This window comes from Bradyrhizobium sp. MOS002, assembly GCF_003020115.1.
Taxonomy (GTDB): Bacteria; Pseudomonadota; Alphaproteobacteria; order Rhizobiales; family Xanthobacteraceae; genus Bradyrhizobium.
In genome coordinates this window covers 117,581-141,963 of record NZ_PYFX01000008.1, presented here as the reverse complement: position 1 = coordinate 141,963, position 24,383 = coordinate 117,581, and the positions used below count along the sequence as shown (strand labels likewise).

Annotated in this window: 20 protein-coding genes; 9 read left to right on the top strand and 11 right to left on the bottom strand. The window is 65.3% G+C overall.

Features of this window, described 5'->3' with window-relative positions; all coding sequences use genetic code 11:
* Positions 1 to 81: 81 nt before the first annotated feature.
* Positions 82 to 1,308, top strand: coding sequence for a hypothetical protein (locus tag C7G41_RS23770; RefSeq protein ID WP_106944796.1), 1,227 nt, complete (start codon positions 82 to 84; stop codon positions 1,306 to 1,308).
* 202 nt (positions 1,309 to 1,510) lie between these two features.
* On the opposite strand, the gene C7G41_RS23765 is transcribed toward C7G41_RS23770, so the two are convergent.
* The 3 genes from C7G41_RS23765 to C7G41_RS23755 all read right to left on the bottom strand — a co-directional run bounded on the left by C7G41_RS23765 (position 1,511) and on the right by C7G41_RS23755 (position 5,766).
* On the bottom strand, positions 1,511 to 1,720 hold the full coding sequence (locus C7G41_RS23765; RefSeq protein WP_007610535.1) for a cold-shock protein: 210 nt from the start codon (positions 1,718 to 1,720) through the stop codon (positions 1,511 to 1,513).
* A gap of 240 nt (positions 1,721 to 1,960) precedes the next feature.
* Positions 1,961 to 5,479, bottom strand: coding sequence for a transcription-repair coupling factor (gene mfd, locus C7G41_RS23760; protein ID WP_106944795.1), 3,519 nt, complete (start codon positions 5,477 to 5,479; stop codon positions 1,961 to 1,963).
* Complete coding sequence (locus tag C7G41_RS23755; RefSeq protein WP_106944794.1) at positions 5,476 to 5,766, bottom strand: succinate dehydrogenase assembly factor 2; 291 nt, start codon at positions 5,764 to 5,766, stop codon at positions 5,476 to 5,478. The genes mfd and C7G41_RS23755 overlap by 4 nt, the downstream gene beginning before the upstream one ends.
* A 184-nt stretch (positions 5,767 to 5,950) precedes the next feature.
* Between C7G41_RS23755 and recG the strand changes: the two genes are divergently transcribed.
* On the top strand, positions 5,951 to 8,059 hold the full coding sequence (gene recG / locus C7G41_RS23750; RefSeq protein ID WP_106944793.1) for an ATP-dependent DNA helicase RecG: 2,109 nt from the start codon (positions 5,951 to 5,953) through the stop codon (positions 8,057 to 8,059).
* On the opposite strand, the gene panE is transcribed toward recG, so the two are convergent.
* The 3 genes from panE to C7G41_RS23735 form a co-directional block, all read right to left on the bottom strand.
* A complete protein-coding gene (panE, locus tag C7G41_RS23745; protein ID WP_106944792.1) occupies positions 8,056 to 8,985 on the bottom strand; it encodes a 2-dehydropantoate 2-reductase in 930 nt (309 codons plus the stop codon). The two genes, recG and panE, sit on opposite strands and share 4 nt — an antisense overlap.
* 202 nt (positions 8,986 to 9,187) lie before the next feature.
* Positions 9,188 to 10,018: a helix-turn-helix domain-containing protein gene (locus C7G41_RS23740; RefSeq protein WP_106944880.1), complete on the bottom strand. Its 831-nt coding sequence runs from the start codon at positions 10,016 to 10,018 to the stop codon at positions 9,188 to 9,190.
* A gap of 105 nt (positions 10,019 to 10,123) precedes the next feature.
* On the bottom strand, positions 10,124 to 10,513 hold the full coding sequence (locus C7G41_RS23735; protein ID WP_106944791.1) for a hypothetical protein: 390 nt from the start codon (positions 10,511 to 10,513) through the stop codon (positions 10,124 to 10,126).
* Between the two features lie 178 nt (positions 10,514 to 10,691).
* Between C7G41_RS23735 and C7G41_RS23730 the strand changes: the two genes are divergently transcribed.
* The gene (locus C7G41_RS23730; RefSeq protein ID WP_106944790.1) at positions 10,692 to 11,207 is read left to right on the top strand and encodes an AAA family ATPase; all 516 of its coding nucleotides are present in this window, start codon (positions 10,692 to 10,694) and stop codon (positions 11,205 to 11,207) included.
* A gap of 28 nt (positions 11,208 to 11,235) precedes the next feature.
* Here the strand turns inward: C7G41_RS23730 and C7G41_RS23725 are convergent, their stop codons facing one another.
* The 3 genes from C7G41_RS23725 to glmS form a co-directional block, all read right to left on the bottom strand.
* On the bottom strand, positions 11,236 to 12,093 hold the full coding sequence (locus C7G41_RS23725) for an NAD(P)-dependent oxidoreductase (RefSeq protein WP_106944789.1): 858 nt from the start codon (positions 12,091 to 12,093) through the stop codon (positions 11,236 to 11,238).
* A 104-nt stretch (positions 12,094 to 12,197) separates the two neighbouring features.
* Positions 12,198 to 12,968, bottom strand: coding sequence for a DUF502 domain-containing protein (locus C7G41_RS23720; protein WP_106944788.1), 771 nt, complete (start codon positions 12,966 to 12,968; stop codon positions 12,198 to 12,200).
* An 88-nt stretch (positions 12,969 to 13,056) separates the two neighbouring features.
* Positions 13,057 to 14,883, bottom strand: coding sequence for a glutamine--fructose-6-phosphate transaminase (isomerizing) (glmS, locus tag C7G41_RS23715; protein ID WP_106944787.1), 1,827 nt, complete (start codon positions 14,881 to 14,883; stop codon positions 13,057 to 13,059).
* Positions 14,884 to 15,102: 219 nt separating this feature from the next.
* On the opposite strand from glmS, the gene C7G41_RS23710 reads away from it, so the two are divergent.
* Positions 15,103 to 15,321 (top strand): hypothetical protein, encoded by a 219-nt coding sequence (locus tag C7G41_RS23710; protein ID WP_106944786.1) that lies wholly within the window; start codon positions 15,103 to 15,105, stop codon positions 15,319 to 15,321.
* Positions 15,322 to 15,327: 6 nt separating this feature from the next.
* Here the strand turns inward: C7G41_RS23710 and glmU are convergent, their stop codons facing one another.
* Entirely contained in the window at positions 15,328 to 16,695 is a 1,368-nt protein-coding gene (gene glmU, locus C7G41_RS23705) for a bifunctional UDP-N-acetylglucosamine diphosphorylase/glucosamine-1-phosphate N-acetyltransferase GlmU (RefSeq protein ID WP_106944785.1), read from the bottom strand.
* Between the two features lie 175 nt (positions 16,696 to 16,870).
* Between glmU and C7G41_RS23700 the strand changes: the two genes are divergently transcribed.
* The 3 genes from C7G41_RS23700 (at position 16,871) to C7G41_RS23695 (ending at position 18,962) form a co-directional block, all read left to right on the top strand.
* Positions 16,871 to 18,223: a hypothetical protein gene (locus tag C7G41_RS23700; protein ID WP_106944784.1), complete on the top strand. Its 1,353-nt coding sequence runs from the start codon at positions 16,871 to 16,873 to the stop codon at positions 18,221 to 18,223.
* A gap of 113 nt (positions 18,224 to 18,336) precedes the next feature.
* Positions 18,337 to 18,492, top strand: coding sequence for a hypothetical protein (locus C7G41_RS37925; protein ID WP_199198569.1), 156 nt, complete (start codon positions 18,337 to 18,339; stop codon positions 18,490 to 18,492).
* A gap of 89 nt (positions 18,493 to 18,581) precedes the next feature.
* Entirely contained in the window at positions 18,582 to 18,962 is a 381-nt protein-coding gene (locus tag C7G41_RS23695; RefSeq protein ID WP_106944879.1) for a hypothetical protein, read from the top strand.
* On the opposite strand, the gene C7G41_RS23690 is transcribed toward C7G41_RS23695, so the two are convergent.
* The gene (locus tag C7G41_RS23690; RefSeq protein ID WP_245446660.1) at positions 18,922 to 20,481 is read right to left on the bottom strand and encodes a beta-(1-6) glucans synthase; all 1,560 of its coding nucleotides are present in this window, start codon (positions 20,479 to 20,481) and stop codon (positions 18,922 to 18,924) included. The genes C7G41_RS23695 and C7G41_RS23690 overlap by 41 nt on opposite strands.
* A gap of 330 nt (positions 20,482 to 20,811) precedes the next feature.
* On the opposite strand from C7G41_RS23690, the gene C7G41_RS23685 reads away from it, so the two are divergent.
* Complete coding sequence (locus C7G41_RS23685) at positions 20,812 to 21,402, top strand: beta-1-3, beta-1-6-glucan biosynthesis protein (protein ID WP_106944782.1); 591 nt, start codon at positions 20,812 to 20,814, stop codon at positions 21,400 to 21,402.
* A 215-nt stretch (positions 21,403 to 21,617) separates the two neighbouring features.
* Positions 21,618 to 24,293, top strand: coding sequence for a glycosyltransferase (locus C7G41_RS23680; RefSeq protein WP_106944781.1), 2,676 nt, complete (start codon positions 21,618 to 21,620; stop codon positions 24,291 to 24,293).
* Positions 24,294 to 24,383: the final 90 nt, after the last annotated feature.

Here is a 24,383-nt window from a genome sequence, read left to right as displayed (position 1 = left end):
AGTTTCGACCGTTCCATTGACGCTGCATTAAGGCGGCCGGACTAGATTGCGCAGCACCTGTCGCGTGATCAGAGTCTCTCGATGTCCCAGGCTGGCCCGATCCTGTTTGTGTCCAATGCCGAGCGGCCGGGCTTCATTACGGCGCTGGACGAGGCGCGATTCTTCCCCGTGATCGACACCGGCTGGGCGGGCGCGGCACGCGCGGTCGAGGAGGTGCAGCCGGCCGTGGTCCTCGCCGCGATGCATGCCGGGCACGAGCCCTATCTGGCACCGCTCGCGAGGAAGATCGCGGAGCAATCACCCTACCTTCCCTTCGTGGCGCTGGATGCGGCGGGCACGCTCCCGCACAACGCCCTGCCATTCTCCTCTTCGCGCGCCGGTCATTCCGAACGCCTGATCGCGCGGCTTCGCGCCGCGCTGCGCATTCGCACGCTTCATGCCACGGTGCTGCGCCGGCTGCCCGAGGTGAAAGTCGCGCTGCCGGAGGCCGATCCCGTTCGCGATGCCACAGTGCTCCTGATCGGCCGCGGCGCGGCTTACCCCGCGCTTTCCGTTGCGCTCGGCGAGCGCGTCGGCGTCATCGGGGCGCTCTCGATCGAGGCCGCGGCCAAGCATCTCAACACCCGCGACCTCGACGGTGTCGTGCTCGCCGAAGGCTTTACCCCCCGCGTGACCGATGCCTTCCTCACGGTGCTCGCCGAGGACACCCGTTTCCGCAGCCTGCCCGTGGTCGTCACCGCGCATCAATTGACGCAGACTTACGACCTGCCCAATCTCGAGCTGATCCCGGGCGAGCCGGCGAAGGTCGCCGCCAACGCGCTGACCTTGATCCGCCAGCACGCCATGGAAGCCCAGCTGAGCCGCACGCTGCGCTCGATCGATGCCGGCGGCTGGCTCGACCCACGCAGTGGCCTGCTCACGGTGGAAGCTTTTGCGCGCGATTTTGCCAAGGCGGTCGAGCAGACGCTGGCCCGCGGCGGCGGTCTTTCGGTCGCACGCTTCGCGTTCGATCCCGGCAATTCCCGGGCCCAGCTCGATGCTGCGCGCATTCTGAGCCGCCTGATGCGGCAGATGGATTTTGGCGTGGCGCAAAAGGACGGTTCGGTCATCGTCGTATTCGCCGAGACCGACTTCCGCACCGCCCACATGATCGCCCGCCGCCTCTCCTCAGTGATGCGGCACACGTCGAACGGCAAGCACGAGATGCGCAGCGATCCCGTCGTCTCGGTGGATTCGCTGTCGCCGTCGGATACGGCAAGGTCGCTGCTTGGGCGGCTGTCGGCCGAGGCCTCGCGCGCGGCGTCGTAATCATCCGCCCGCGCTCGCTGCCGTCGGAGCTCGACTGCTCTTATATGGAATCTTTACGTGAAACGTACCGTTCGCATTCTCGTGCGCGGCGGGCGGCCGCCGGCGCAAAAAACCCGCGACCGATGAACGGTCGCGGGTCCAAAGATCCGAAGCTCTGCCAGTACATCCGTGGTCAAAGCAACGTCATTGAGATTGCGGCAGCCTATGCGGCGCGCAGATCTTCAGCAGCAGACTTGCCGGTGCGGCGATCTGCAACGATTTCAAAAGAAACCTTCTGCCCTTCGTTGAGGGTATTCATGCCGGCGCGTTCAACGGCGCTGATATGAACGAACACATCCTGGCTGCCCTCGTCCGGCTGAATGAATCCGAAGCCCTTTTGGCTGTTAAACCACTTCACAGTTCCCGTCGTCATGGGGATCGTCCTTTAAGATAGATAAACGTTTAGCCGCGCTCAAAAGCGCGGTGGGTGTCGTCGAGATCTGGAGGGAGGGTCGTCAGTCAGGCGCGCTTTTCAGCGGCGAGGCCAAGTCGTTCGGCCGAAACTCGATAGATTGAACGTAGCAACTGTTCGATCATTCCGCAAGTGATCATATGTCGCTATTCCGGGATCCGGGTGCGGCGCGTCGTTTCGCGCCGCCGCCTCTCGAAACTACTACGCCGCCTTCTTGCTCTGCGCGAGCTGCGCCAGCTGGCGCATGATCTCGGTGGTGCCGGCCAGACGCTCCTCCGGCGTTTCCCAGTCCTGCAGGAACACCACCTTCATGTCGGGCCGCACCTTCGCGGCCTGGCCGTGGCTGCGGATGAAGCTCACCAAGCGGTCGGGATGGGCAAAGGAATTGTCGCGGAAGGCGATGACGGCGCCCTTCGGGCCGGCATCGATCTTCCCGACATTGGCCTGGCGGCAGAATGCCTTGATCGCGGCGACCTTGAACAAATAGCGCACCTCGTCCGGCAGCACGCCGAAACGGTCGCGCATCTCGGCGCCGAAGTTCTCGATCTCCTCTTCGCTGTCGAGGTCGGCGAGCCGGCGGTAGAGCGACAGCCGCACCGAGAGATCGCCGACATAGTCCTCAGGGATCAGCACGGGCATGCCGATGGTGATCGTCGGCGACCAGCGATCGGCGGCGGGCTCGGACACGCCGGCCTTGAGGTTGACGATCGCCTCCTCCAGCATCGATTGATAGAGTTCGAAGCCGACCTCCTTGATGTGGCCGGACTGCTGCTCGCCCAGAATGTTGCCGGCGCCGCGGATGTCGAGGTCGTGCGAGGCGAGCTGGAAGCCCGCGCCCAGCGTCTCCAGCGATTGCAGCACGGTGAGCCGGCGCTCGGCCTGCGCCGTGATCTTTTGCTGCGCCGGCAGCGTGAACAGCGCATAGGCACGCAGCTTGGAGCGGCCGACGCGGCCGCGGAGCTGATAGAGCTGGGCGAGGCCGAACATGTCGGCGCGATGCACGATCAGCGTGTTGGCGTTGGGGATGTCGAGGCCGGATTCCACAATCGTGGTCGACAGCAGGATGTCGAACTTGCCGTCGTAGAACGCGGTCATGATGTCCTCGATCACGGCGGGCGGCATCTGGCCGTGCGCGACCGCGACCTTCATCTCCGGCACGTTCTTGTCGAGGAAGTCCTTGACCTCGGCGAGGTCGTCGATGCGCGGCACCACGTAGAACGCCTGGCCGCCGCGATAGCGCTCGCGCAGCAGCGCCTCGCGGATCATCAGGGGATCGTGCGGGGCGACGAAGGTGCGGACCGCGAGACGGTCGACAGGAGGCGAGGCAATGATCGAGAGTTCGCGCACGCCGGTGAGCGCGAGCTGGAGCGTGCGCGGGATCGGCGTGGCCGACAGCGTCAGCACGTGCACCTCGGCGCGGAGCTGCTTCAGCCGCTCCTTGTGGGTGACACCGAAATGCTGCTCCTCGTCGACGATCAGCAGGCCGAGGTCCCGGAACTTGATCGACTTGCTGAGCAGCGCGTGGGTGCCGACGACGATATCGACCGAGCCGTCCGTGAGGCCCTTCTTGACCAGATTGAGCTGCTTGGCCGGAACCAGGCGCGAGGCCTGCGCGACCTGGACCGGGAAACCCTTGAAACGGTCGGTGAACGTCTTGTGGTGCTGACGGGCGAGCAGCGTGGTCGGCACCACGACCGCGACCTGCTTGCCTTCGAGCGCCACGGCGAAGGCCGCGCGCAGCGCCACCTCGGTCTTGCCGAAGCCGACGTCGCCGCAGATCAGCCGGTCCATGGGACGGCCGAGCTCGAGGTCCTTCAGCGTGGACTCGATCGCGCCAAGTTGATCCTCGGTCTCGTCATAGGGGAAGCGGGCGCAGAACTCGTCGTAGAGGCCCGGCTGCACCGGCAGCTTCGGCGCCTCGTGCAGATGCCGCTCGGCGGCGATCTTGATCAGCTCGCCCGCGATCTCGCGGATGCGGTTCTTGAGCTTGGCCTTGCGTGTCTGCCAGCCCGAACCACCGAGACGATCCAGCTCGACCGAGGTCTGGTCGGAGCCGTAGCGCGACAGCAGCTCGATGTTCTCGACCGGCAGGAACAGCTTGGTCTCGGCGGCATAATGCAGCTCGAGGCAGTCATGCGGCGCGCCGGCGACGTCGAGCGTCTGCAGACCGATGAAGCGGCCGATGCCGTGATCGACGTGGACCACGATGTCGCCGGCGGCGAGGCTCGTCACCTCCGAGATGAAATTGTCGAGCTTGCGGCTCGCCTTGCGCGGCCGGACCAGGCGATCGCCAAGGATGTCCTGCTCGCTGATGAGCGCGATCTCGTCGGTCTCGAAACCGCTTTCCAGGCCGAGCACGGCGAGCATGGTCTCGTTGCGCGGAGTGGCCTGCACCGTGCGCCAGCTGTTGACGCTGGTCACGGGGGTGAGCTTGTGATCGCGCAACATCGAGGTCATGCGGTCGCGCGAGCCCTCCGTCCAGAGCGCGATGACCACCTTCTTGCGGCTTGTCAGCAGCCCATGCACATGTGCGACGACCGCTTCGAAGACATTGACATTGTTATCGTTGCGCTCCGGCGCGAAGTCGCGGCCTTTGCGTGCACCGGCATCGACCACGCTGGTACCATCGGCAGGCACCGAAAACTGCGTCAGCCGCACCAACGGCATCTCGCTCTCGCGCTTGGCCCACTCCTCCTCGGTCAAATAGAGCCGGTCAGGCGGCAGCGGCTTGTAGATGGCGCCGCCGCCCGGATGCTCCATCGCATCGCGGCGGGCCTGGTAATAGTCGACGATCTGCTTGAAGCGTTCGCGGACGGCATCCTCGGCCTGCGGCTCGATCGCGATGGCCGCGCCTTGCAGATAGTCGAACAGCGTGTCCATCCGGTCCTGGAACAGCGGCAGCCAATGTTCCATGCCGGGATGACGGCGGCCCTCGCTGACGGCCTCGTAGAGCGCATCGTCGCGCTCGGGCGCGCCGAACTCGGCGACATAGCCCATGCGAAAGCGGCGGATGGTATCGGTGACGAGCTGGAATTCGGAGATCGGCACGAGATCGAGCGCGCTCATGTCGAGCAGCGTGCGCTGGGTCTCGGCATCGAAGGTGCGGATCGATTCCAGGCTGTCGCCGAAGAAGTCGAAACGGACGGGCTGCTCGAGGCCGGCCGGAAACAGGTCCAGAATGCCGCCGCGCACCGCGTATTCGCCGGGCTCGCGCACGGTCGACGAGCGGTTGTAGCCGTTGTGCTCGAGCCAGGCGATGATGGTGTCCATCGGCACGACGTTGCCGGGCGCGACCGACAGCGCCTGCGCCGCGACGAGGTCGCGCGACGGCACGCGCTGGACGACGGCGTTCACCGTGGTCAGCACGATCAGCGGTTTGTCGCTGCCAGTCAGGGACGCAAGCCGTGCCAGCGTCGTCAGTCGCTGCGCGAGGACGCCGCCATGCGGCGAGACGCGGTCGTAGGGCTGGCAGTCCCAGGCCGGAAAGGTCAGCACGGGCAAATCGGGCGCGAAGAATTGCAGGGCCCGTTCGAGGTGCTGCATCCGCGGGCCGTCGCGGCAGATCACCGCGAGGCTGACAGCCGGCTTCTTCGGCCGCGCCGCGATGGCGCGCGCGAGATCGGAGACAACGAGGCCCTCGGCGCCCTCGGCGACATTGGCAAGCGTCAGCGCGCGGCCGGGCGTGAGCAGCTCGGCCGGCGATTTCATCCCCTGCTTCATACGTCGCGGTCCGCGATCGGAAACGCCTTGATGCGCGCAAACAGCGGGCCGATGACTTCGGCGGCAAGCACCTTGTCGCCGGTGATGGCGGCATAGAGGTCGGGATCGGCTTCTTCGAGCAGGGTCTCGAGCTGCGTCAGCTCGTCATCGGACAGATTGCCGATCTCGGCATCCGCGAAGCGGCCGAGGATCAGGTCCATCTCGCGCGTGCCGCGGTGCCAGCAGCGGAACAGAAGCCGCTTGCGGCGGTCGTCCAGCCCGTTGCTCGATCGTGTCGTTCCCGTCATGTCTCAATTCCAGTCAAACGCCAAAAGCCCGGACGTGCCGGGCCGGCGTGATATAGCCACTCGGACCGCCCGTGTCAGCCCTCGATTTGTCATGGCTCGTCACCCGGCGTTACCTCCGAAAAAAGACGTGGATGCCCGGCATAAAGCCGGGCATGACGGGCCGAAACGATCCTAGGTTCGCGTGATGCGCCCCAGCCTGCTCAATCCGCTGTTTGCCCCCGTGATCAGCCTGCCCGGCGTCGGTCCGAAGCAGGACAAGCTGCTGCAATATCTGCTCAGCCGCAATGAGACGCCGCGGCTGGTCGATCTGTTGCTGCATTTGCCGAGCCAGGTCATCGACCGCCGCGCCCGCCCGAAGATCCGCGACGCCGTGCAGGGAACCATGGTGACGCTGGAGGTCACTGTCGACCGCCACCGCCCGCCCCCGCCGCGCAGTGCCCGCGCGCCCTACCTCGTCTACGCCAGCGACGAGACCGGCGACGTCGTGCTGACGTTCTTCCGCGCAAAGCCCGGCTATGTCGAGAAGCTGCTGCCGATCGGCGAGAAGCGCTTCGTCTCCGGCACGCTGCAGATGTACGACGGCATCCCGCAGATCGTGCATCCCGACCGGGTGCTGGACGAGGAGGCGATTTCGAAACTCTCCGGCATCGATCCCGTCTATCCCTTGACCGAAGGCCTTGCGCTCGGCTCGCTGCGCCGCGCGGTTGCGCAGGCGCTGCAAAAGCTGCCGGCGTTGCCGGAATGGATCAGCCCAGAGGTGCTGCGCCGCTGCAGCTTCCCGCCGATCACCGAGGCGCTCACCCGCGTGCATCAGCCGGTCGAGCTCACCGACATTCTGCCCGACCAGCCGTTCTGGTCGCGGCTCGCCTTCGACGAACTCCTGGCCGGGCAACTTGCGCTTGCCCTGATTCGCGCGCAATTGCGCCGCCCGGCCGGTGTGCGCAACGCCGGCGACGGGCACCTCCGCAACAGGATCATCGATGCCCTGCCCTATGCGCTGACAATCTCCCAGCGCGACGCCGCGGCGGCCATTGCGAATGATCTGCAGCAACCGGTGCGCATGCTGCGCCTGCTCCAGGGCGACGTCGGCTCCGGCAAGACCGTGGTGGCGCTGCTGGCCGCCGCTGCCGTCACCGAGGTCGGCAAGCAGGCGGCGCTGATGGCCCCGACCGAAATTTTGGCCCGTCAGCACATCAAGACCATCGCGCCGCTTGCCGAGCGCGCCGGCATGCGGGTCGCGATCCTCACCGGCCGCGAAAAAGGCAAGGAGCGGCAGGAACTGCTGGCACAGCTCGAAGCCGGCGAGATCGACCTCCTCGTCGGCACCCACGCGCTGATCCAGGACGACGTGATCTTCAACGATCTCGCCCTCGCCGTCGTCGACGAGCAGCATCGTTTTGGCGTGCGCGAGCGGCTGGCGCTGACGTCAAAGGGCGAGGCCGTCGACGTGCTGGTGCTGAGCGCAACGCCGATCCCGCGCACGCTGGTGCTGACCTATTTCGGCGACATGGACATCTCCGAGCTGCGCGAAAAGCCCGCCGGCCGCCAGCCGATCGAAACCCGCACCATATCGATGAGCCGCCTCGAAGAGGTCACGGAGAGCATCGGACGCGCGCTGCAGTCCGGCAAGCTGGTCTACTGGATCTGCCCGCTGGTCGAGGAATCCGAGGCCGAGGGCACCGAGCACCTGACCAATGCGACCAAGCGCTTCGAAAGCCTGCAGAAGCGTTTCGGCGACCGCGTCGGCCTCGTCCACGGCCAGATGAAGGGCACCGAGAAGGACCGCGTGATGGGCCAGTTCGCCGCCCACGAGATCGGCCTGCTGGTCGCGACCACCGTCGTCGAGGTCGGTGTCGACGTGCCGGCGGCGACCATCATGGTGATCGAGAACGCCGAACGCTTTGGCCTCGCCCAGCTTCATCAACTGCGCGGCCGCATCGGGCGCGGCTCGGAGGCCTCGACCTGCCTGCTGCTCTACTCCGAGCCGCTCGGCGAGATGTCGAAAGCGCGGCTGAAGGTGATCCGCGAGACCGCCGACGGCTTTCGCATCGCCGAAGAAGACCTGAAGCTGCGCGGCGAAGGCGATGTGCTCGGCGTGCGCCAGAGCGGCCTGCCCGGCTACCGCATCGCCCGCTCGGAGGTGCACGGCCAGCTCATCACGCAGGCCCGCGACGAGGCGCTGCGCATCCTGAAGGACGATCCGAAACTCAAGGGCGAGCGCGGTGAGGCGCTGCGATGCCTGCTGTATCTGTATGAGCGGGATGAAGCCATCCCGCTGATCGGAGCGGGTTAGCTGGCCGCTCTCTGCCGCCCGATCTCATAGGCCGCCACATGCGCGCGGGCGAGATCCAGCAGGGGCGTGTCGATGCCCAGCGCGCGGGCCCGGTTGGCCATATCGCCGAGGATGTGCTCCGCCTCGGTGATCGAGCCGCGCTCGATATCGCGCAGCATCGAGGCCTTGAGCGGGGAGTCCAGCGTCGTGAACAGCTTCCGGTCAAACTCGATGAAAGGCGCCCGCGGCTCAAAACCTGAGGCCGTCGCGACGGCGCAGCATTCGGCGAACAGGCGGAAGATGGATTGCTCGCCGTTCGGCACGGCTAGAATGTCCCCGATGCTTGCACGCATCAGGCAGGTGATGCCGGCGAGCGTGCTCAGCTGGACGAACTTCTCCCACATGTCCTGCATGATCGCTTCGCTGGCGCGCACGTCGATACCGGGCACATGCAGCAGCGTCTCCAGGGCGAGCACGCGCTCGCTCAACGCCCCCTCGATCTCGCCGAAGACGATGGTCTGATTGGCCATGAACTGAACGACACGGCCATCCGCATCGAGCCCGGCACTGACGTTCGCGAGCCCGCCGAGGACGCACCTCGCGCCGAACCGCGCGGTCAGGGCGTCGACATGTTTCAAGCCGTTGAGGATCGGCAAAATCATCGTGTTGGCGCCGACCGCCGGGGCAAACTGGGCCATCGCATCGTCGAGCGAGTAGGATTTCACCCCGACCAGCACGACGTCGAACGCTTCCTTGAGATCCTTGGCCAGGATGACCCTCGGCTGCACGGCGAAATCGCCGTGCGGGCTCACGACCTGCAATCCATTCCGCCGCAACTGCTCCGCCCGCCCGGCCCGCACCAGAAAGGTCACGTCGCCGCCGGCTCGGACCAGGCGCGCGCCGTAATAGCCTCCAAGCGCTCCCGCGCCGATCACAAGCACTCTCATTCGAACTCCCATTGCGGAGCGACCGCTTCCGCAGAAACAATAACAGATGGCCCACGCTCCGTCTCCTCCCCGTCATTGCGAGCGCAGCGAAGCAATCCAGAATCCCTCCGCGGTAAGACTCTGGATTGCTTCGCTGCGCTCGCAATGACGGTGTGGGTCGAGCCTGGCACATAACGATCGGGTGGAATCGGGGCGACGCCCCTCACCCGGAATGAGCTTGCACAAATTTGCCGTGCTCCGCTTCGGTCGCATCGTTGGCGGGGAACATGCACTCTAGCCGCAGCTCTTCCGCCGTCACCGTCTGCGGGGTTCCGACCGTCGTGATCAGGGAAAAGTAGTCCAGCGCCACGCCGTCCTTGACGAAGGACAGCGGGATCATCGGCATTGCATCGGAGGCTGACGGCGCACGCCATTCCGGCTTCACCCCGGGGTATTGCGACAATTGCTCCAGCAGTGCCTTCGTCCTGATGTCAACCACGTGTCCGACCGCCTCGCGATACACCCGTGCGAGCAGCCCGCGTGCGGTCTGCGGCCAGTTCGCAATGAAGGGACGCATGCCGTCGGGGTCGAACATGAGATGCAATAGATTTCGTGGCGACGGCCGCGCCGACATGTCGATAAAGCAATTGAACAGAAGCGGCGCAGCCTCGTTCGTCATCAGCACGTTCCAGTACCGGTCCATGACGATGGCGGGAAACGGCTCGTGCTGACGCAGCATGCGTTGCAAGGCACGGTTGATGCTCGTCATGGCGGGTGCCTCGAGCGCGGGATCGGAATAGGTCGGCGCATAGCCGGCGGCCAGCAGCAGCTCGTTGCGTTCGCGTAAGGGGACATCGAGGGCTTGCGCAAGATCGAGCAGCATCTGGCGGCTTGGAACGCTGCGGCCGCTCTCGACGAAGCTGATGTGCTTCTGCGAGACGCCGGCGTCGAAGGACAGATCGAGCTGTGTCTTGCCGCGAATGTCCCGCCATTGACGCAGCAGCGCGCCCGCGGAACTGGCGCGCGTCTTGAGGGCACTGGCCGTCGCTTTCATGGTCGACTGATCCTTCCTGTCGATGTGCGGCATCGTCAACACGCATCGGCGGCGGTGCGCCGGCTTATCCGAGGCACCGCCGCCGATGGTAGCAGGTTCGAGGCGTCAACCGAAAGCGACCGGCCCCACGGCGCCGACCCAGTGCCGTACCTTGGTCGCGTCTCTCTCGTCCATGTAGAAGAAGTGCGTCATCGTGGGATGAACCGTCTTCATCGAGGCATCATCCGGTGTCATGTCGACGACACCGCGAAACACCTTCAGCGGGCCGGCGTCCCAATATTCGGTGATGTGATGCAGCGCGGTGAAGCCAGTGTCGATGAAGGCCTTCAGATTGCCGCGGATCGCCTCGCGCCCTCTCCAATCGGCGACGCCGAGGTTGCAAACGGCATCCTCCGTAAAACAGTCGAAGCCTGGTCCGAAGGTCTTGTCGTCGATCTCCTGCCACATGTTGAGCAGCCATTGCGGGGGCTCCTTCTTCGTAAACACGACTTGCATATCTCTCTCCTCATGCACTGACACACGCACAACAGGAGGCTTGATTGAATGCTGCCTGTTGGGTGGATGACCGGGACAGTAGTCAAGCAGCGGATTGGCTCAATTACATGCCAGGTAATAAAGCGCGTTCAGGAGGCCTCCTCTTTCCCTGGGCCCGACTTTATGGAACCCTACGACGATGCGCCGGATCATTGTCGTGGGCTGTCAGGGCAGCGGAAAGACGAGGCTCTCCCGAAATCTCGGGCGAAAGCTCGGGCTGCCGGTGGTGCATCTCGACGTGCTCTATTGGCGGCCGGGCTGGAAGCCATCCGACAAACCGAGCTTCCGGACGCGCGTCACTGCTGCGATCGCGGGCGACGCATGGGTTGTTGACGGCAGCTTCTCGGGACTCGCCTTCGATCTCACGCTCGCGCGCGCCGATACTCTGGTCGTCATCGACCGCCCGCGCTGGCTCTGCCAGTGGCGCATTCTGCTGCGCTCCGCCTTCGATCGCGACAAGACCCGGCCTGACCTCCCGGAGGGGTGTACCGAACAGTTCGACTGGAAACTGATGCGGGAGGCGTGGCGCTACGACACCGAGCGCGCGCCTGTGATCGAGGCCGAGCGCGTGCAGTATGGCGCTGACGTCCCGGTCGTGCGCTTGAGACGCGATCGGGACATCGAGGGTTTTCTGGATTCGGTGCACGGCACATGATCGATGACCGCGACGCGAGACCGGACAATCAGGATTTCTTCTGCGCGATACGCACGGCGAATGCCTTCATCAGGTCGGTATCCGCCGCATCGCCCTTCGCGTCCTCGGCGAGATGCTCGAACCAGCGCGCAAAGCCTTCATACACCTGGCTGGCGGGATGATCGGGGCCGAGGAAGCCGGAAATCTCCCGCATCTCTGCAACCCAGCGATAGGCCTTCGGGATCATGTCCGGCAGCGCGACTTCGAGCCGGGCCAGAACCGCGGGCTGGCTGAGTGCGAGTTCGTCGCGCAGCGCATCCGCAGCTCCCGCCTTCGTTGCCGCGACCACCATCGCCGAGCCGATGCCGGCGAGACCCTTGACGATGCCGGCGTAGGACATTTTCAGAGCGGACGCGGCACCGACCGGCCCTTCGACGATCCGCACGTCGAGCCCGAGGTCCTTCAGCACGGCGACGTCCCTGGCGTGCTCGCCGGACATGTAGAAGGCCGGGCTCTTGCCGCCGGGCTGGGGCGGGAACCCGATGATGCCGGCATCGACGAACGGCGCCTGTGCCGAGCCGATGATCTCCTCGATCCTCATCACGGTATCGACGTTGACGGCATTGCAATCGACCACGACCGGCTTCTTCTCGCGCCGGACGATCAGCCCGGCCAGCCGCTCGGCAAGCGCCACGGCTTCGCCCGGCGGCACGATCGAGAGGATGATGTCGGCGCCCGCGATCGCGTCGTCCTCGGCGCCGATCATGCCGGCATCCGCCGCGCGTTTGCGCGTCGCCTGGCTCCGCCCTTTCAACGACGTCAGCACTTGCGCACCGTGCTCGCTGAGACGGCGGGCCACGGCGCTGCCCATGGCACCGGGCGCGAGGATCGCAATGGTTTTGGACATCGTGCACTCCAGATCGAATTGCGAGCAACGCGCTCGGTTCAACCGGAGACTAGCAGAGGACGGGACGTCCGCGTGAACGGCGGCCATCCCACAGAGGAATGGCCCTACTCCACCTTCGCAGGCTGAGGCTGGAGCGCCGAGGCGTTGGCAATACGCGCGGCATTCGCCATGCCCGCGAGAGCAGCCGCCTTCTTCGGGTCGGGCGCCGAGCCCGGCTGCACGACGCCGGCCGACATGATCAGCGTGGCTGCGTCTTCGGTACTGAGGTCAACCTCGATGACCTTGCTCTTGGGAACGTAGAAGAAGAAGCCGGTGGTCGGGTTCGGCGAGCACGGCAGGAACACCGAGACGTGCTCCTCCTGACCCGGCAGGCTGCGGGAGAGGTCCTCGTTCGGCGATTGCGAGATCAGCACGATCGACCACATGCCGGGCGAGGGAAACTCGACCAGGCCGACTTTGCGGAAGCTCGAGCCCTTGCCCGAGAACAGCGTCTCGAACACCTGCTTCAGGCCGCGGTAGATGGCGCGCACCGCCGGGATCCGGCCGAGGAAGGTCTCGCCGACATCGACCAGCGTCCGGCCGATCAGATTGGCCGCGAGAAAGCCGACCAGCGTCAAAGTGAAAAATGCAACAATCAGCCCCCAGCCGGGGATGACGTACGGCATGTAGGTTTCCGGCCGATAGGCCAGCGGCACGAACGGCCGCACCACGCCATCGACCCAGGTGACGAACCACCAAACCAGATAAAAGGTGATCGCAACCGGTCCCGTCACCACGAGACCGGTGAGGAAGTAATTGCGAAAGCGGCCTATCAGGCCGGTATGCGGCTCCGGCACGGGATCGAGAGGCGCAGGCGCGTCGTCACGGGGGTTCATTCTGGTTCCAGGTCGGTCGCTTCGTTCAAGCTAGGGTCTTCTAGCAGGTTTTTGAAGACCACGAAGCGTTCCGGCCCGGCCCTTCTGCCTATTCCACGGTCACGGATTTCGCGAGATTGCGCGGCTGGTCGACGTCGGTCCCCATGATCACCGCCGTATGATAGGCGAGCAGCTGAACCGGGACGGCATAGACCATCGGCGTGAACGCCGCCGCCATATCCGGCATCACGATGGTGACGAGGGACTCGACGGTCGCCTCCGCCGCGCCTTTGGCGTCGGTCATCAGGATGATCTTGCCGCCGCGGGCGGCGACCTCCTGCATGTTGGAGACGGTCTTTTCGAACACCCGGTCGTAGGGCGCGATGACGACGACCGGCATGGTCTCGTCGATCAGCGCGATCGGGCCGTGCTTGAGCTCGCCGGCGGCATAGCCCTCGGCGTGGATGTAGGAGATCTCCTTCAGCTTCAACGCGCCTTCGAGCGCGAGCGGGAAGCTGGTGCCGCGGCCGAGATAGAGCACGTCACGCGACTTGGCGATCTCGCGGGCGAGCTTCTCGATCTGGAGCTCGGTGGTGAGCGCATCCGACATCAGACGCGGGATCTCGACGAGCCCATGGACGAGCTTGGTTTCGTCCTCGTCGGACAGTTCGCCACGCGCCTTGCCGGCCGCGATCGCAAGATTTGCCAGCACCATGAGCTGACAGGTGAAGGCCTTGGTCGAGGCGACGCCGATCTCGGGGCCGGCCAGCGTTGGCAGCACGATCTCGCTTTCGCGCGCGATCGTCGAGGTCGGCACGTTGACGACGGCGACCGTGTGCACGCCCTGGTCCTTGGCATAGCGCAGCGCGGCCAGGGTGTCGGCGGTTTCGCCCGATTGCGAGATGAAGATGGCAAGATCGCCCTTGCGCAATGGCGCCTCGCGGTAGCGGAATTCGGAGGCGACATCGACCTCGACCGGCACGCGCGCAAAACGCTCGAACCAGTATTTTGCAACGAACCCGGCGTAACTCGCGGTGCCGCAGGCCGTGATATTGATGCGCTGGATGTTCTTGAAGTCGAACGGCAGCTTGACCGGCAGCGAGACCCGCTCGGTCGCCATGTCGACATAGCGTGCCAGCGTGTGGCCGACCACTTCCGGCTGCTCGTGGATCTCCTTGGCCATGAAGTGGCGGTAATTGGCCTTGTCAACCAGCGAGGTCGAGGCGGCGTGCTTGATCTTGTCGCGCTGGACGGCGTGGCCGTCCTTGTCGAAGATCGTCGCGTTCTTGTGGGTCAGCACGACCCAGTCGCCATCCTCGAGATAGCTGATCGTGTCGGTGAACGGACCCAGCGCGATAGCGTCGGAGCCGAGATACATCTCGCCGTCGCCATAGCCGATCGCGAGCGGCGGACCGTTGCGGGCGCCGATCATGAGATCGTCTTCGCCGGCGAAGATGAAGCCGAGCGCGAACGCGCCGCGCAGCCGCGCCAGCGTCAATTTCACCGCTTCCACGGGCTTGTTGCCGCGCGTGAGCAGATCGTCGACGAGATGCAGCACGATCTCGGTGTCGGTCTGGGTGTGGAACACCGTGCCTTTCTTCTCGAGCTCCTCGCGCAGCTCGCGGAAATTCTCGATGATGCCGTTGTGAACGACGGCGACACGCTCGGTCGCGTGCGGATGCGCATTGTTCACGGTCGGCTTGCCGTGGGTGGCCCAGCGGGTGTGACCGATTCCGGTCGTGCCCTTGAGCGGCTCGGCCTCCAGCCGTTTCTCCAGATTCTTCAGCTTGCCCTCGGCGCGGCGGCGCTCGAGATGCTTGCCCTCGAGCGTGGCGACGCCCGCGGAATCATAGCCGCGATATTCAAGACGTTTGAGCGAATCCACCAATTGTTCTGCAACCGGCTCGCGCCCGAGAATGCCGACAATCCCGCACATGCGGATCAATATCCCCCAAATCGTCGAAAAATCGCCTAAACGACGCGCTCGGTTCTTAGCGAAGTTCGTAGGGAACCAGATACTCAATAATTATTGCTGATTGAGACAGCACCGACGGCAACGAGCCTCACCTGCGTCGAACTGGCTGGGCCTTAAACCGCGCGCATTAACGAGTTGTCAACGAATTTGGCCAACCCTTGCGTACCGAGGAGAGAGGCCATGAAAGGCTCATCCGACCGCAAAAGTCTGTCATCGATGTCGGTGCGCGCCAGCGAGACCACCGGCACGCACCTTGCGCACTGGCCGCCGCCCCAGCGCGGCAAGGAAAGCAAGCCCGTGTTCATCAAGCACGTCGCCGGCGAGCCGGCGAAGCGTGCCAAACCGCGCGGCTGGCGCCTGACGCGCGCGATCTTCTCCGAATTCGCCGACGACGAATAGCGGCGCTCATTTCTCCGGCTTCTTTTCAAGCTTCTTGCCACCCGTCTTCATCTCGCGATAGCGCGCCGCACCACCTTCGCGGATGGTCTGCGGGCTGCGCTCCAGCGCCATGGCGTCGTCGGGCACGTCGCGCGTGATCACCGAGCCCGAGCCGATATAGGCGCCGCTGCCGATCGTCACAGGCGCGACCAGCGAGGAGTTGGTGCCGACGAAGGCGCCCTGCCCGATGATCGTCTTGTGCTTCTTGAAGCCGTCGTAGTTGCAGGTGATGGTGCCGGCGCCGATGTTGGAATTGGCACCGATTGTGGCGTCGCCGATGTAGGAGAGATGGTTGACCTTGACGCCGGCCTCCAGCGTCGCAGCCTTGGTCTCCACGAAATTGCCGATGCGCGCGCCGTCGCCGAGCGAGGTGCCGGGCCGCAGCCGCGCATAGGGGCCGATGGAGACCTTCTTGCCCAGCTTGGTCTCGACGAGATGCGAGAAGGAATGGACCACCGTGCCGTCGCCGATCGAAACGCCGGGGCCGATCACCACGAACGGCTCGATCGTGACGTCCTTGCCGAACACGGTATCGGCGGCGAGATAGACGGTTTCGGGCGCGATCAGCGTCACCCCGGCTTCCATCGCCACTTTCCGCAGCCGCGCCTGCATCACGCTTTCGGCCTCGGCGAGCTGCGCCTTGGTGTTGATGCCGCGCACTTCGTCCTCGCTGGTTTCGATCACCACGGCATCCCATCCCTGCTCGCTGATAATGCCGACCGCATCGGTCAGATAATATTCGCCCTTGGAATTCGCATTGCCGATCTTGTCGAGGATCGCGAGCGCGCGGCGCCCGTCGATCGCCATCACCCCGGCATTACACAGGTCGATCTTGCGCTCCTCGGCGCTCGCATCGGCCTGCTCGCGTATCGCGACCAGGCGGTCGCCCTCGACGATGAAGCGACCATAGCCGGTGGGATCGGCGGCGCGGAAGCCGAGCGCCGCAATCGCGGCGCCTTTGGCGAGTGGCGCGCGCAGCCGCGCGAAGGTCTCGGCCGAGATCAGCGGCGTGTCGCCGAACGCAATGAGCAAATCATCCACGCCCCGCGCAATGGCATCGCGCGCCGCCAGCACCGCATGCGCGGTGCCGAGCCGTTCGCGTTGCACGAAGGTGAGCGCGTCGGGGCGGATGCGCTTTGCTTCGTCCGCCACCGCCTGATGGTCGGGTCCGATCACGACCGCGAGCGAGGTGCCGGTTCCCCTGGGCGCCGCGGCGAGCACGTGGGCGAGCAGGCTCTGGTGTGCGACGGGATGCAGCACTTTTGGCAGGTGTGAGCGCATACGCGTGCCTTCGCCGGCGGCGAGCACGATCGTGAGGCTGGAACGGGCGGTCATCGAAATCCTGTCAATCCGGCCGAATCAATCGGCGCCAGCGGGCGACGGGCCGCCCTCATCAGCTATCGCCTTGCTACCCCCGCAAACGCCCGGAGTTCAAGTGCGACACGCTTTTCCTGTTAATGTTCCCTGATTGATTCGGGGAAGCCGGACAGGGGTTGGGCACTTAACGTTCATGGCAAAGGATTCCGACCCACTGGCGGATGCCTTCGGCGCCAAGGAGACCGGCGGGCTGTTCTCCGGACTTGTGGCCGAGGAGAGCTCGTTCGATCGCGGCATGATGTGGCGGCTGGGCTCATGGGGCGTGGCGGCCGTCGCCGCCGTGGTCATTGCCGTGTTCGCCAACCAGGCCCAGCTCGGCTGGCGGCGCGATCAGGTTGCGTCCGCCGATCTCGCGCGACAGGCGGACCGGCTCCAGATCCTGACCAAGGAGAGCCAGAACGAGGCCCGACGGCTCGCCTCCGCCATCGAGACGCTGAACACCGATCGCGACCGACTCTATTCGCGCGTCACCGTGCTGGAGCAAGGGCTCGATTCCGTCACCGGCGCCATCGCCAAGCAGACGACAACGCCGCCGCAGGCGTCCGTTGCGAAGCCGCAGGACGCGCCAGCTTTGATCGGCCCGCCGGCGCCCGGCATCGCGCCGGTCGCCTCGACACCAGCTCCGGCCAACGACAAGCCGCGCGCCGAGGCCGCAAAGGAGCCGTCGAGCCCGCCGCCACAAAGCGCAGCCGCGGCCTCGCTGGTCGGGCAGTCGCCGGCAACGAATTCGCCACTGCCGATGCTTCCGCTGGTCCCGTCCAAATCGATCATGGCGCCGCCCGATCCGGCCGCCCCGAAACTGGTTCAGCCCGAGACCAGTGAGAAGGCTGCCGAGAAGAAGCCCGATCCGACGCCCGCCCCGGTCGAAGTCGCTGCGGCACCAGCCAAGCCGCCGGAGGGCGCCGAAAGCGACGCTCCCGCGATCGCGGTCCAGCAGACGCGCTTTGCGATTGATCTGGGCGGCGCCAACTCGCTCGAAGGCCTGCGCGCATTGTGGCGCGGGGTCACCAAATCCAATCCCGAGATCGCGGCGCTGCGGCCGATCATCATGATCAAGGAAGGCAACACCGGCCTCGGCATGCAGCTCCGCCTCGGTGCCGGCCCGCTGCTCAACGCGGCGGCCGCGGCAAAACTCTGCGCCGGCCTCGCCGAGAACGACCGCCACTGCGAGACCACCGTGTTCGACGGCCAGCGGCTGTCAATGCGCGGCGGCCAGGAGAAGGGGCAAGACAAGGGACAGGACAAGTCGCAAGACAGGGTCCAGGACAAGAACTCCGACAAGAACCAGGACTCTGTGCCGCAAGCCGAGACCGCCCCGGCGCCCGCTCCGGCCGCGAAGCCCGACAAGCATCGCCGCAGCTATTCCTCGAAGCGCTCGTCGAAGCGCGAGGAGCCGGCGCCTGCTCCTGCGGCGCAGCCGGCCGCACAGCCGAAGCCGGAGACGGCGTCGGCGGGATCGACGCTGTCATCGTTCTTCAGACGATAGACGTGGCATCCGCTCTGCGGCGGTGAAGACTGTCTCGCGGCGACGTATCAAACGATACGAAGGCCCTCAACAGATAACCGCAGTATCCGCGACGAACATGATTCGGAGCGGAGATGGCGGAAGAGACGTTTCTGCGCGAGCACCTCGCGCTCATCCGCGAGTTGGCCGAACAGGCCGACCCCTATATCAGGAAGCGATTGCTGGCCTTGGCCGAAAAATACGAACGTCGGCTGGCGGACCAGAACCGGGCGGTGCAAAATCGCCCTTGATGGCTCGTTGACGCATGCAATCGGCCCGCGATCAACATAAACTCGCCTTCCCTGTTGCCCGCCCGCGCCATCCCGACCATATTGCCGCCATGACAAAAAAGCCCTTCCGCCTCACGCCCTACCAGGTGCAGTTCCTGATCGTCGTCGGCTTCGCCAGCGTCGGCTATGCGCTTTATCTGCGCTACCTCGGAATCGAAAACTCGCAGGTCGGTCTCGCCTGCGACGCCGGGCTCCAGACCCTGGTCTGCAAGGCGCGCTCGGTCTCGACCGTGCTGTTCAAGAATTCGGTGTTCGGCATCGTCGCGGTGGTGGTGGCGACGCTGAACCTGATGCGGCCGTCGATCGTGCTGCTCACCGTCGGCATCATCGCCGCCGGCCTCGGCATCGTGCTCTACAATGTCGTGCTGTCGGGCCTGGCGATCGGCCTGTTCATTCTTGGATTTGCTCGGCCCGCGCCCGCCACAGCGTGAGCGCGAACAAGAGATAGATCGCGCAGGTCCACAGCGACTGCCAATTGTCGCGGCCCTCGTTGAAGAGCACATAAGCCGCCGACAGCGTCAGCAGGCCGGCGAAGACCGACTCCGCGATCGGACGCTGGCCGATCTGCGGCCGGTTCAGCATCAACAGCGCGAACGGCACCACCGCCATCGTCAGCGAGGCGTAGGGGAAGTCGTGGTAGCGCGGGTCGAACACGAAGGCGAGCGCGGTCTGCGCCGCGATCACCGCAGCCACCGCCAGCGTCAGACCCAGCACGGCGGTGAGCTTCGACCATTTCCGGCCCTCGCGGGGACCGAGCAGATCGAGGAAAGTAGGGAGGCTGCGGCCGATCACCATCGCCTGCGCGCAGAAGATCGGCGACAGGATGCCGGCCGCGAGCAGCGTGCCCCAGAGCAGCGAGCCGCCGATGCCATAGCTCTCGTAGTACATCTTGTCGGCGCCGATCCCGAGCAGGATGCCTGCCGAGGTCGCCGAGATCGCCACACCGAGCCAGGCCGAGAAGCGCGGCGTCCACGGCCTGCGCCGCAACGTCAGGCCGGCGACCGCGAACACCAGCACGGAGAGGCCCATGCCGGCGCCCATGTACCATTTCCAGTACGGGAAATTGCTGATCGGCTCGCCCGGCGGATATTTCAGGCCACGGCGCACCGAGTCATAGAGGCCCCAATAGCCGCCGACGGTGCCTTCCAGCTTGCGCTTCCACGGCTGGTCGTAGGACTCGATCAGATTGACGCGGAATTTCTGCGCTTTCGCCAGACTCAGGATCTCCGAGACCACGCGTGCCTGGTTGCTGCGCGACGGCAGCGCGCCCTCGCGCATGCGCCCTTCGCTCGGCCAGCCGGTTTCGCCGATCAGAATCTCCTTGCCGGGGAACGCGACCGCCATGCGCTCGCGGATCTGTTCGACATGGGAGGCTGCGAACTTGGCCTTGACCGGGATGTCCTCCCAGTAAGGCAGGATGTGGATCGTGACGAAGTCGACGGCGTCATAGATCTCGCGATTCCTGAGCCAGAACTCCCAGACATCGGCATAGGTGACGGGCACGCTGACCTGCGCCTTCACCGAGCGGATGATGGAGACGAGGTCCGCGGTCGTCATCTCGCCGCGCAGCAGCACTTCGTTGCCGACGATGATGCTGGTGATGATTCCGGGGAAATCCTTGGAAAGGCGAATGGCGAGCGCGGCCTGCTCGAAATTCTTGGTGCGGTTGCTGGAGAGCCAGATGCCCTGGAGCACCTTCAGCCCGCCGATCCGGGCGGCGATCGCCGGCACCTGGTCGAGCCCATTCTCCATCGAATAGGTGCGGACGCAGTCGGTGATCTCCTTGAGCTGGCGCAGGTCCTGCTCGATCTGGTCGGCCTCGATATGGGTCCATGCGTTCAGCGGCGACTGCTCGCCGCGGAACGGCGCGTAGGAGACGCATTGGACCTTGTCGGCGGGATCGATCGGGGCGCGCGCGAGCGAGATCGGCGTGGCAAGCCACCACCACACGGCAGCGATCGCACCCAGTGAAACGAGCAGAAGCGCCAGTGGCGTACGAAGAGAAATCGGTTCCGTCCTCCGCGAAGGGCCGTCGATTACCTGCTAGCACGCCGTCTGCCAAGGGGGTGACTCCGTTATGGATCCATCCCTCCCCTGAGGAATTTACCTGCGGCCCTTCGACCGAGGCCTAGGATCGTGACTTTGCTGGACAAAATTCCAGATTCAGGCCATGGACTCGGGAGGACTTTTCCGCCGCATTGGAGACCCATTTGGACGCCATCACGCAGGCGCGTCCGCGAAGGTCCTGACGCGGACGGTCAGTGATATATTGGGGAATTCATGCGGCAACGGGTGCTCGAGTTACGAAATGCGGTCCTGCGGCAGTTCGCCGCCACCTTGGCCGTTTCTTCCCTTGTCATCCTGATGGGTATCGGCGCGGCCTCCGCCCAGAGCGGCACGCCGGCGCCGGACCAGAGCAAGGCAGCCGCCCAGCCCGCCGACGCGGCCAAGGATGCCGCCCAGAATCAGCGACGCACCGACGAGTTCGCCGAAGCAGCCCAGGTCATCAGCGGTCCGGCCGGCAACCCCGAATGCGTCTGGCTCGGCCGGCGCGTGGTCCGGCTGATGTGGCGGGATGACCTCGATACCGCATTCCGCCATCTCGATCTCTACGACCGCTTCGGCTGCCCGGGCGGCCACATCCAGGCCGCCTTCCGCTGCCTGACCCGCTTCGGCGGCCAGATCGATCCCAAGGTCGCCGAGACCCTGGACAGCCGTGTGCACGCTTGCTGGATCAACCCGGCGTCACAGCCGCAGCAGGCGGCGGCCGCGGCTTCGCAGCCGGCCGCGCCGGCATCGGGCAATGCGCAGCCGCAGCCGGCCGCGAGCCCCTCGCCGGCGGCAAGCCCGTCACCGGCGCCCCCGAAATAGCCGCGATTGTTTCAGCCTCCGTTCAGGAACGATCGGCGATAGAAGCAATTGGCACTGCTGCGTATTCCGAAATGTGCCATGCCCTCATAAGGTCATGAGGCCATGGCAGTTGTGAAACCGCGCGGCAGAGGTATGCTCCATTTGCCGCGGACTTGGTCGGATCTCGGGGTCGGATCCGCTTCCCTGCCCCCTCAGCCCCTTTTGGTTTAGCCGCGATGCGCGTTGTCGCCGCCGTTCTGTTGCTTGTGTCCGCGCTCCACGCCGGCCTCTGGGGAGTCTTGCGCGACAAGGAACCCGCGCCCGACTTCAAGGGCCTGCTGCCCAGCGTCTCCTACGCGCCGTTCGAGGGCTCGGCTCACCCCGACATCGACAACATCCCGACGGTGGAGAAAATCCGCGCCGACCTGAAGACGCTGTCGACGATGACGCGCGCGATCCGGCTCTATTCGTCCACCGGCGGCGTGGAACTGGTGCCGCCGATCGCGGCCGAGTTCGGTCTCAAGGTCACCGTCGGCGCGTGGATCGACAAGGACAAGGATCGCAACGAGCGCGAGATCAAGGCCGCCATCGAGCTCGCCCGCAAGAACAGCAACGTCAACGGCGTCGTCGTCGGCAACGAGGTGATCTACCGCGGCGAGCAGAAGGTCGAAGACCTCATCGAGATGATCAAGAAGGTCAAGGGCTCGGTCCGCGTGCCCGTCACGACCGGTGAAATCTGGAACATCTGGCGCGACAATCCCGACCTCGGCTCCAACGTCGACTTCATCGCCGCCCACGTGCTGCCCTACTGGGAAAACTTCCGCTCCGACCAGGCGGTCGACCAGGCCGTCGACCGCTACAATCTGTTACGCAACCTGTTCCCCGGCAAGCGCATCGTGATTGCCGAGTTCGGCTGGCCGAGCGCGGGTTACAATTTGCGCAACGCCGACCCCGGTCCGTTCCAGCAGGCGCTGACCTTGCGCAACTTCGTCAGCCGCGCCGACGCCATCGGCATGGAATACAACATCGTCGAGGCCATCGATCAGCCCTGGAAATACTTCGAAGGCGGCGTCGGTCCGTACTGGGGCATCCTCAACGCCAGCCGCGAACCGAAATTCGCCTGGACGGGCCCGGTGCAAAATCCCGACTATTGGAAGCTGATGGGTGTCGCCCTCCTGGTGGGTATCTTGCTGTCGCTTCCGATCCTGCGGCTGCAGCAGCCGACGGCGAAGCAGGCGTTCCTGCTGTCGGCGACCGCCAATGGCGTCGGCGCCTGGGCCGCCACCGTGTTCGCGTTCTGGAACGGCCACTATTTCATCTTCGGCTCGGCCTTCGCGCTTACCCTCGGCATGATCCTGCTTGTTCCCCTCGTCCTCATTGCGATGGCGCGCATCGACGAGATCGCCGCGGTCGCGTTCGGCCGGCCGCCGCAGCGGCTGCTCACGAAGGGCAAGCCGCTCGAGGACGTGCCCGAGAATTACTTTCCGAAGGTCTCGATCCACATCCCCGCTTATTTCGAGCCGGTCGAGATGCTCAAGCAGACGCTCGATGCGCTGTCGCGGCTGAACTATCCGAACTACGAATGCGTCGTCATCATCAACAACACGCCGGACCCTGCCTTCTGGCAGCCGATCCAGGATCATTGCCGCGCGCTCGGTGAACGCTTCAAGTTCATCAACGCCGAGAAGGTGCAGGGCTTCAAGGCCGGAGCGCTGCGCATCGCGATGGACCGCACCGCCGCTGACGCCGAGATCATCGGCATCCTCGATGCCGACTACGTCGTCGATCCCGACTGGCTGAAGGACCTCGTGCCGGCGTTCGCCGATCCCAGCGTCGGCCTGGTGCAGGCGCCGCAGGAACATCGCGACGGCGACCTGTCGATCATGCACTACATCATGAACGGCGAATATGCCGGCTTCTTCGACATCGGCATGGTCCAGCGCAACGAGACCAACGCCATCATCGTGCACGGCACGATGTGCCTGATCCGCCGCGCCGCGATGGACATGGCCGGCGGCTGGTCGTCCGACACGATCTGCGAGGACTCTGATCTCGGCCTTTCGATCCAGCAGCTCGGCTGGACCACGCACTATACCAACCACCGCTACGGTCAGGGCCTGCTCCCCGACACCTACGAGGCCTTCAAGAAGCAGCGTCACCGCTGGGCCTATGGCGGCCTCCAGATCGTCAAGAAGCACTGGCGGAACTTCCTGCCCGGACGGAGCCGGCTGACCCCCGACCAGAAGCGCGAATATGGCCTGGGCTGGCTGAACTGGCTGGGTGCCGAAAGCCTCGGCGTGGTCGTGGCGCTGCTCAACCTCGTCTGGGTGCCGATCGTCGCCTTCGCCGACATCGCCATTCCCGACAAGATCCTGACGCTGCCGATCATCGGCGCCTTCATCGTCTCGCTTGCGCATTTTTTGTCGATGTACCGCGCGCGTGTCGCGATCAAGCCCGGCCAGATGCTGGGCGCGATGATCGCGGCGATGAGCGTGCAGTGGACGGTCTCGCGCGCGGTGGCGCAGGGACTGATCACCGAGCACATCGCGTTCGCGCGCACCTCCAAGGGCGGCCTGTCCCGGATGTCGATCGAGTTCCAGGCGTTCTGGGAGGCCGTGATCGGCGCCCTGCTCCTGATCGGCGCCGGCGTGCTGGTGGCTTCCAACAGCTATCGCCAGATCACCGAGATCTACATCTTCGCCGGCGTGCTGGTGCTGCAGAGCCTGCCGTTCCTGGCTGCGGTCGCCATCGCCATCCTCGAGCTCAGCCGCATCAACTCGTTCCAGTTCTGGCGCGACAGCGCGATCCGCACCGCCGAGCTGATCGGCCTGCGCCCGGTCGCGCTGCCGACCCCCGCCGGCACGCCGCAGCAATTGCCGGTGCCGAGCGAGGTCCGACGGGAGGCGAACTGACGGGGCTGCGAACGCGACATCCGGCCCGTGGGCGGACGTCGCGGGTTCTTCGGCGTGGATGACGCCCCGCCATACCGGTTGAAAATCCCG

Bases quoted from the DNA above. Each gene is read 5' to 3' on its own strand.
- C7G41_RS23770 (WP_106944796.1), top strand. From the start codon at position 82: ATGTCCCAGGCTGGCCCGATCCTGTTTGTGTCCAATGCCGAGCGGCCG.
- C7G41_RS23765 (WP_007610535.1), bottom strand. From the start codon at position 1,720: ATGACGACGGGAACTGTGAAGTGGTTTAACAGCCAAAAGGGCTTCGGA.
- mfd (WP_106944795.1), bottom strand. From the start codon at position 5,479: ATGAAGCAGGGGATGAAATCGCCGGCCGAGCTGCTCACGCCCGGCCGC.
- C7G41_RS23755 (WP_106944794.1), bottom strand. From the start codon at position 5,766: ATGACGGGAACGACACGATCGAGCAACGGGCTGGACGACCGCCGCAAG.
- recG (WP_106944793.1), top strand. From the start codon at position 5,951: ATGCGCCCCAGCCTGCTCAATCCGCTGTTTGCCCCCGTGATCAGCCTG.
- panE (WP_106944792.1), bottom strand. From the start codon at position 8,985: ATGAGAGTGCTTGTGATCGGCGCGGGAGCGCTTGGAGGCTATTACGGC.
- C7G41_RS23740 (WP_106944880.1), bottom strand. From the start codon at position 10,018: ATGAAAGCGACGGCCAGTGCCCTCAAGACGCGCGCCAGTTCCGCGGGC.
- C7G41_RS23735 (WP_106944791.1), bottom strand. From the start codon at position 10,513: ATGCAAGTCGTGTTTACGAAGAAGGAGCCCCCGCAATGGCTGCTCAAC.
- C7G41_RS23730 (WP_106944790.1), top strand. From the start codon at position 10,692: ATGCGCCGGATCATTGTCGTGGGCTGTCAGGGCAGCGGAAAGACGAGG.
- C7G41_RS23725 (WP_106944789.1), bottom strand. From the start codon at position 12,093: ATGTCCAAAACCATTGCGATCCTCGCGCCCGGTGCCATGGGCAGCGCC.
- C7G41_RS23720 (WP_106944788.1), bottom strand. From the start codon at position 12,968: ATGAACCCCCGTGACGACGCGCCTGCGCCTCTCGATCCCGTGCCGGAG.
- glmS (WP_106944787.1), bottom strand. From the start codon at position 14,883: ATGTGCGGGATTGTCGGCATTCTCGGGCGCGAGCCGGTTGCAGAACAA.
- C7G41_RS23710 (WP_106944786.1), top strand. From the start codon at position 15,103: ATGAAAGGCTCATCCGACCGCAAAAGTCTGTCATCGATGTCGGTGCGC.
- glmU (WP_106944785.1), bottom strand. From the start codon at position 16,695: ATGACCGCCCGTTCCAGCCTCACGATCGTGCTCGCCGCCGGCGAAGGC.
- C7G41_RS23700 (WP_106944784.1), top strand. From the start codon at position 16,871: ATGGCAAAGGATTCCGACCCACTGGCGGATGCCTTCGGCGCCAAGGAG.
- C7G41_RS37925 (WP_199198569.1), top strand. From the start codon at position 18,337: ATGGCGGAAGAGACGTTTCTGCGCGAGCACCTCGCGCTCATCCGCGAG.
- C7G41_RS23695 (WP_106944879.1), top strand. From the start codon at position 18,582: ATGACAAAAAAGCCCTTCCGCCTCACGCCCTACCAGGTGCAGTTCCTG.
- C7G41_RS23685 (WP_106944782.1), top strand. From the start codon at position 20,812: ATGCGGCAACGGGTGCTCGAGTTACGAAATGCGGTCCTGCGGCAGTTC.
- C7G41_RS23680 (WP_106944781.1), top strand. From the start codon at position 21,618: ATGCGCGTTGTCGCCGCCGTTCTGTTGCTTGTGTCCGCGCTCCACGCC.